Genomic DNA, 6312 nt, shown 5'->3' with positions numbered 1-6312 from the left:
CCGGTGGCCCGTCTGCCGAGCATGGCTCGGCACTACATTGAGGTTTGCCTGGAAGGCCTCTGCCGAGCATGGCTCGGCACTACTGCATTGGGGTTTGCCTGGAAGGCCTCTGCCGAGCATGGCTCGGCACTACCTCAGCTTTCGCTGCTTTCGGGGCTGTCTTCCTCGCCCTCGTCGTCCGTACCCAGCATGGCCTGCGAGGCGTCGCTGGACAGCGACTCCACGCCGCGCAGCTTGCGCTCGATGGTGCGGGTCTTGCGGCTGGCGTCGCCCAGGCTCTTGCCGACCGTGTTGATCTGCTTCTCGGCCTTTTCGAGGATGCCGGCGAACTTGCCGAACTCGCTCTTCACCGCGCCCAGCAGGCTCCATACCTCCGACGAGCGCTGTTCGATGGCCAGGGTGCGGAAGCCCATCTGCAGGCTGTTGAGCAGGGCGGTGACCGTGGTCGGGCCGGCAATCACCACGCGGTGCTCGCGCTGCAGTGCGTCCACCAGGCCGGCACGGCGGATGATCTCGGCATACAGTCCCTCGGTAGGCAGGAACATCACCGCGAAGTCGGTGCTGTGCGGCGGCACGATGTACTTGTCGCTGATCGACTTGGCCTGGATGCGGATTGCCCGCTCCAGCTGGTTGCCACTGTTGCGTACCGCCTCCACGTCGCCGGCTTCCTGCGCATCGAGCAGGCGCTCGTAGTCCTCGCGCGGGAATTTGGAATCGATCGGCAGCCACACCGGGGTATCGCCGTCGCCACGACCGGGCAGGCGCACGGCGAAGTCGACCATCTCGCCGCTGTCGGCGCGCAGCTTCACCCCGCGGGCGTACTGCTCGGCGGTCAGGGTCTGCTCGAGGATGTTGTCCAGCTGCACTTCGCCCCAGCCGCCACGGTTCTTGACGTTGCTCAGCACGCGCTTGAGGTCACCCACGCCGGTGGCCAGCTGCTGCATCTCGCCCAGCCCGCGCTGCACCTGCTCCAGCCGTTCGGAGACCAGCTTGAACGAGGAATCCAGGCGGGTGTTGAGCGTGCTCTGCAGCTTCTCGTCCACGGTCTGCCGCATCAGCTCGAGCTTGGCCGCGTTGTCGCCCTGCAGGTCCTTCAGCCGCGCTTCCAAGGTCTGGCGCATCTCGGTGATGCGCTGTTCGTTGCGCTGGGTCAGCTCGCCCAGCTTCTGGTTGAGGGTCTCGCCGAAGCGCAGCTGGACCTGTGCGCCTTCTTCGCGGCCCTTGCGCGTTTCCTCGACCAGGCTCTGCTGCAGGCCGGCCAGCTGGCGCGCGAAGGCTTCCATGCGTGCTTCCTGCTGCTGGCCGAACACGTCGAGCTGGCCGCGCACGTCCTGCAGCCGCGTGCCCAGCAACTGGGCCAGCAGCTGCTGGGCGTTGGCGGTCTCCTCGCGGCCCTTGCGGGCGTCGTCGTTGAGGCTGTCGCGCAGCTGGTCCAGGCGCTGGTCGGTGCGGGTGGACAGGTCGGTGAGGTTGCGGCCAAAGCCGTCGATGCGGGTGTCCTGCTGGCGCGCCATGCTTTCCAGCTGCTCGCGCAGTTCGCCGCGGCCGTTGCGCTGTTCTTCGCGCAAGGTGTTTTCCAGCACGGTGTTGTCATTACGGCGCAGCAACAGCAGCAGCTGCAGCACGAGGACGACGACCAACAGGCCGCCAAGGATCAGAGTTTCGGTTTGCATGGGGAGAAGTGTAGCCCTGCCTGTCTCAGAAGCTGATCCTGCAAGCAGCCGACCGCTGGCGAAAACAGCCATCGGCGCCTATCTGCGATCATGTGCACCCCCACCCGCCCTATCCCCACCATGAAGTTGCCCTCCCTGCTGCGGTCGAGCCTGTTGTGCCTGCTGCCGATGGCCGCCCTGGCCAGTGACTCGCAGACCATCACCTCGCCCCACGCCCTGCCCGCCAATGACGCGCGACCCAAGGTGTTCCTGGCTGGCAGCATCGAGATGGGCAAGGCCGGCGATTGGCAGCAGCAGGTGCAGGCTGCGCTGGCCGACGAAGGCGTGTTGATGCTCAATCCACGCCGCGCCGACTGGAACCCGGCCTGGCGTGCCGAGGCCGATGAGCCCGAGTTCCGCCGTCAGGTGGAGTGGGAACTGGCCGCGCTGGAACAGGCCGACATCGTGCTGATGTACTTCGCCCCGGGCACGCAGAGCCCGATCACCCTGCTCGAATTCGGCCTGTATGCACGCTCGGGCAAGTTGCTGGTGGCGGCACCGGCCGGCTACTGGCGCAAGGGCAACCTGGACATCACCGGCGACCGTTATGGCGTGCCGCGTTTTGATGACCTGCAGGCGTTGATCGCCGCAGTGAAGCAGCGCATCGCCGACCAGCGCGCGCACTGAGCCCCACGGAGAGCCGCCATGCCGTGGATGGGCATCAACGACCTGGGCACCTTCGTGGTGGCCGTCATCCTGTTCCTGATGTTGCCCGGGCCGGGCACCTTCACCCTGCTCACCGCCACCGCGCGCGGTGGCGTGCGTGCCGGTTACGCCACCCTGGCCGGGCTGATGCTGGGCGACCAGATCCTCATCGCCATTGCCGCCACCGGTGTGGCCGCGCTGCTGCAGGCGCATCCAGTGCTGTTTGCCGGGCTGCGTTACGTCGGCGCGGCCTATCTGATCTGGGTCGGCATCAACCTGCTGCGGGAACCGACGGCAGCCGCTGGCGAGGCTGCGCCGGTGCAGCACGGCCGGCGCTGGTTCCGCCAGGCGCTGTTGGTGGGCGTGCTCAATCCCAAAGCCATCCTGTTCTACATGGCCTTCTTTCCGCTGTTCATCGACCCGCTGCGGCAACGCGGTGCGCTGACCCTGGCGACGATGGCGGTGCTGATCGCCCTCCTCAGCATCGGCTGGTGCTCGGTGCTGATCTTCGGTGGGCAGTTCATTGCCCGCCGCCTGGCCGGCTATCCGCGCGTGGGCGTGTGGCTGCGGCGTGCGGTCGGCGTCTGCCTGGTGGTGTTCGGGCTGCGCCTGGGTATCGCCGAATAAGGCACTTGGATGGCGTAGCCTGCTGGCGTCGGGGCGGGCCTGCAGGGTCCGCATCCGACGGTCGCCGCCGCGGGCGATGCCCTGACTTTCATTTTTTATGCCGAATTCGGCGCGATGACACCTATACGCGGTAAAAGAGCGCCAGATCTCGGGTTTTTCTAGCTTTGCTGCACTGCGTTAAGCCAAACTCGGCCGCTTCCCCGAACCACCACGAACCGTGAGGTCCGCATGCAGTCCTGGCTCCGGCGCAAGCCCATCGACCAACTCACCGAACACGAAGAAGGCCGTCGGCTTGTTCCAACGCTGAGCTGGCCTCACCTGGTGGCGCTCGGCATCGGCGCCATCGTCGGCACCGGCATCTACACGCTGATCGGCGTGGGTGCGGACAAGGCCGGCCCTGCGGTGCTGCTGTCCTTCATCATCGCCGGTGCGATCTGCGCCTGTGCGGCACTGGCCTATGCCGAGCTGTCGACGATGATGCCGGCCGCCGGCAGCGCCTATACCTACAGCTACAGCGCACTGGGCGAGACCATCGCCTGGGTGGTGGGCTGGAGCCTTATCCTGGAGTACTCGCTGGTGGTGAGTACGGTAGCAGTCGGTTGGTCCGGCTACTTCGTCGGCTTCCTGGAGTGGCTGCACACCTCGTTCGGCTGGAACGTCGCCCTGCCGCAAGCCCTGGCTGCCGGTCCGCACGTGGAAGGCGGCTTCCTCAACGTGCCGGCCATCGTCATTACCTTCCTGGTCGCCGGCATGCTGATGGTCGGCACCAAGGAGAGCGCCACCCTCAATGCGGTGCTGGTGGTGTTCAAGCTGATCGCGCTGGCGGTGTTCGTTGCGGTTGCGCTGCCGGCCTTCAACGCCGAGAACCTGCAGCCGTTCATGCCCTATGGCTTCCCCAAGTCGATCAGCGCCGATGGCGTGGAACGCGGGGTGATGGCGGCGGCGGCGATCATCTTCTTCGCCTTCTACGGCTTCGATGCGATCTCCACCGCCGCCGAGGAAACCAAGAACCCCAAGCGCGACCTTTCGATCGGCATCATCGGTTCGATGGTTGGCTGCACCATCATCTACCTGCTGGTGGCCTTGGCCGCAGTCGGTGCGATGAGCTACACGGTGTTCGGCAAGAGCGCCGAGCCGCTGGCGCTGATCATGCGCGAACTCGGCCACGGCACTGCCGCGCTGGTGATCGGCATTGTCGCCATCATCGCCCTGCCGACCGTGTTGTTGGCCTTCTTCTACGGCCAGAGCCGCATCTTCTTCGTGATGTCGCGTGATGGCCTGTTGCCGCGCGGCCTGTCCAAGGTCAACCAGCGCACCGGCACGCCAGTGGTCATCACCCTGTTCACCGCCGTGCTGGTGGCCGCGCTGGCCGGTGTGGCGCGCCTGGATGAAATCGCCGCGCTGGCCAATGCCGGCACCCTGGCCGCGTTCACCGCCGTGGGCCTGTGCCTGCTGGTACTGCGCAAGCGCGAGCCCAACCGTCCGCGCACCTTCCGCACGCCGCTGGCCTGGGTGGTCGGGCCGCTGGCGATCGGCGGCTGCATCTACCTGTTCATCAGCCTGCCGATGCGCACCCAGCTGTGGTTCCTGGCCTGGAACGTGTTCGGCCTGCTGGTCTATGCCGTGTACAGCCGCCGCAATGCGGTGCTGGGACGTGGCAAGTAATCCACAAGCTGTTGTGGATAACGCAGAAAGCGGGCGTCGGCCCGCTTTTTGTTTTTGGGGGTTTGTGGGTTCTGCTTGAAGAGCACCCCTCCCCAGCCCTCCCCTTGCCTGCGGCAAAGGGAGGGAGCAGAGCCGCCCCTCCCTTGCGCTTAGCGCAGGGGAGGGTTGAGGAGGGGTGCCTTTGCCTTAAAGCTTTAAAGCCTTGCAGCTCCCCACCTGTGGATAACCCACTTATCCCCACCAAGTTGTGGATAAAAACAAAGCGGGCACTAAGCCCGCTTTGTCATTCCACTTATCCACCAGCGCGCGATCAGGACTTCTTCTGTGCCGCCGCATAGTCCTGCGCCTGGCGCATCACCCGCAGCACGTTGCCGCTCCAGATGTTGGCAATCTGCGCATCACTCAGTCCACGGCGCTGCATCCACGCGGTGATCTTGGGCAGGTCGGCCGCGTCTTCCATGCCGGTCACACCGCCACCGCCGTCCCAATCCATGCCGATGCCGACATGATCCGGGCCGACCACGTCGAGCATGTGGCCGAAGTGCTGGAAGAAGTCATCCAGCGTGGCCTTGCGGCGCGGGTATTTCTGGTCGAGCTCGGCCATCGCCTTGCGCAGTTCCACGCCCTTGGCCATGGTCATGTTTTCCCAACCGCCCAGGCGCTTTTCCAGTTCTTCTTCGGCCTGCTTGCGCTCGGCGCTCTTGGTCTCGTCGACCAGGTAACCACCGTAGGCATTGGCCTGCACCACGCCGCCCTTGGCGGCCAGCTGGCGCAGGCGCGCGTCGTCCAGGTTGCGCGGGTGGTTGAACACCGCCTTGGCCGAGCTGTGCGACAGGATGAAGGGCACCGGCATCATCTCGATCAGGTTGTCGAACACCGCATCGGAGGCGTGCGACTGGTCGATCACGATGCCCAGCTTCACTGCCTCGTTGACCAGCGCCTTGCCGGCCGGACTCAGGCCGTTCCACTCCGCACCCTTGGGATCGGTGGCCGAATCGGCGAACTCGTTGTTGGCGAAGTGCACCGTCGACATCAGCCGCAGGCCGGCCTTGTAGTAGTAACTCAGCAAGGTCGGGTCGGCGACCAGCGGGCTGCCGTTCTCCATGCTGATGTAGACCACGCGCTTGCCGGCGGCCTTGATCCTTGCAGCATCGTCAGCCGTCAGTGCCAGCTGGAACTTATCCGGGTTGGCGGCCAGCATCTCGTGGATTTCCTGCATGCGCTGCAGGCCGTGGTCGCGCTCGGCGATATGCGCGGCCGGGCTGCGGTCGCCCTGGTCGGTGTAGATGGCGAAGAAGCCGCCATCCAGCGCACCTTCGACCATGCGCGGGTAGTCCACCTGCGACAGCGCATTGTGGTCGTGACGCTGCATGATGTTGAAGTCGGCACGACCGAAGTTGGCCGGCGTATCCAGATGCGAATCCAGGGTCAGCAGTTTCTGCTGCAGAGCGGTGGCCTTGCTCAGCTCAGCCTGGCTGAACTCCACCGCCGAGGCGGCCAGCGGAACGCACAACGACAGGGATACCAGCAGGGACAGGGGACGCAGCGTCATGAGGCCTCACCGTGAAGGGAAAGGCCAGACCTTAGCGCTGTAGTGGAGCCGCGGGCCAGTGACGGACGGCATGGAGGCGGCTCTTGTAGTGCCGAGCCATGCTCGGTTGGA

The 6312-nt window shown here is 65.6% G+C and carries 5 protein-coding genes; 3 read left to right on the top strand and 2 right to left on the bottom strand.

Going from position 1 to position 6312, the window contains the following annotated elements; all coding sequences use genetic code 11:
* Positions 1–134: 134 nt before the first annotated feature.
* Entirely contained in the window at positions 135–1673 is a 1539-nt protein-coding gene (locus tag AC1VXC_RS10180) for a DNA recombination protein RmuC (protein WP_481538436.1), read from the bottom strand.
* Positions 1674–1793: 120 nt separating this feature from the next.
* Between AC1VXC_RS10180 and AC1VXC_RS10175 the strand changes: the two genes are divergently transcribed.
* The 3 genes from AC1VXC_RS10175 to AC1VXC_RS10165 all read left to right on the top strand — a co-directional run bounded on the left by AC1VXC_RS10175 (position 1794) and on the right by AC1VXC_RS10165 (position 4649).
* Positions 1794–2339, top strand: a complete 546-nt coding sequence (locus AC1VXC_RS10175; RefSeq protein WP_481538435.1) for a nucleoside 2-deoxyribosyltransferase domain-containing protein — start codon at positions 1794–1796, stop codon at positions 2337–2339.
* Positions 2340–2357: 18 nt separating this feature from the next.
* A complete protein-coding gene (gene leuE, locus AC1VXC_RS10170; RefSeq protein ID WP_313173720.1) occupies positions 2358–2984 on the top strand; it encodes a leucine efflux protein LeuE in 627 nt (208 codons plus the stop codon).
* 228 nt (positions 2985–3212) lie between these two features.
* Positions 3213–4649 (top strand): amino acid permease, encoded by a 1437-nt coding sequence (locus AC1VXC_RS10165; RefSeq protein WP_313173721.1) that lies wholly within the window; start codon positions 3213–3215, stop codon positions 4647–4649.
* Between the two features lie 310 nt (positions 4650–4959).
* On the opposite strand, the gene AC1VXC_RS10160 is transcribed toward AC1VXC_RS10165, so the two are convergent.
* Positions 4960–6201, bottom strand: coding sequence for a dipeptidase (locus AC1VXC_RS10160; protein WP_313173722.1), 1242 nt, complete (start codon positions 6199–6201; stop codon positions 4960–4962).
* Positions 6202–6312 lie beyond the last annotated feature (111 nt).

The sequence above is a fragment of the Stenotrophomonas sp. STEN033 genome (assembly GCF_056856655.1).
The sequence above is the reverse complement of the archived record's forward strand: the minus strand, read 5'-3'. Positions and strand labels throughout refer to the sequence as shown.

What these genes read in the sequence shown, in the direction of transcription:
- AC1VXC_RS10180 (WP_481538436.1), bottom strand. Translation starts at nt 1,673, where the DNA reads ATGCAAACCGAAACTCTGATCCTTGGCGGCCTGTTGGTCGTCGTCCTC.
- AC1VXC_RS10175 (WP_481538435.1), top strand. Translation starts at nt 1,794, where the DNA reads ATGAAGTTGCCCTCCCTGCTGCGGTCGAGCCTGTTGTGCCTGCTGCCG.
- leuE (WP_313173720.1), top strand. Translation starts at nt 2,358, where the DNA reads ATGCCGTGGATGGGCATCAACGACCTGGGCACCTTCGTGGTGGCCGTC.
- AC1VXC_RS10165 (WP_313173721.1), top strand. Translation starts at nt 3,213, where the DNA reads ATGCAGTCCTGGCTCCGGCGCAAGCCCATCGACCAACTCACCGAACAC.
- AC1VXC_RS10160 (WP_313173722.1), bottom strand. Translation starts at nt 6,201, where the DNA reads ATGACGCTGCGTCCCCTGTCCCTGCTGGTATCCCTGTCGTTGTGCGTT.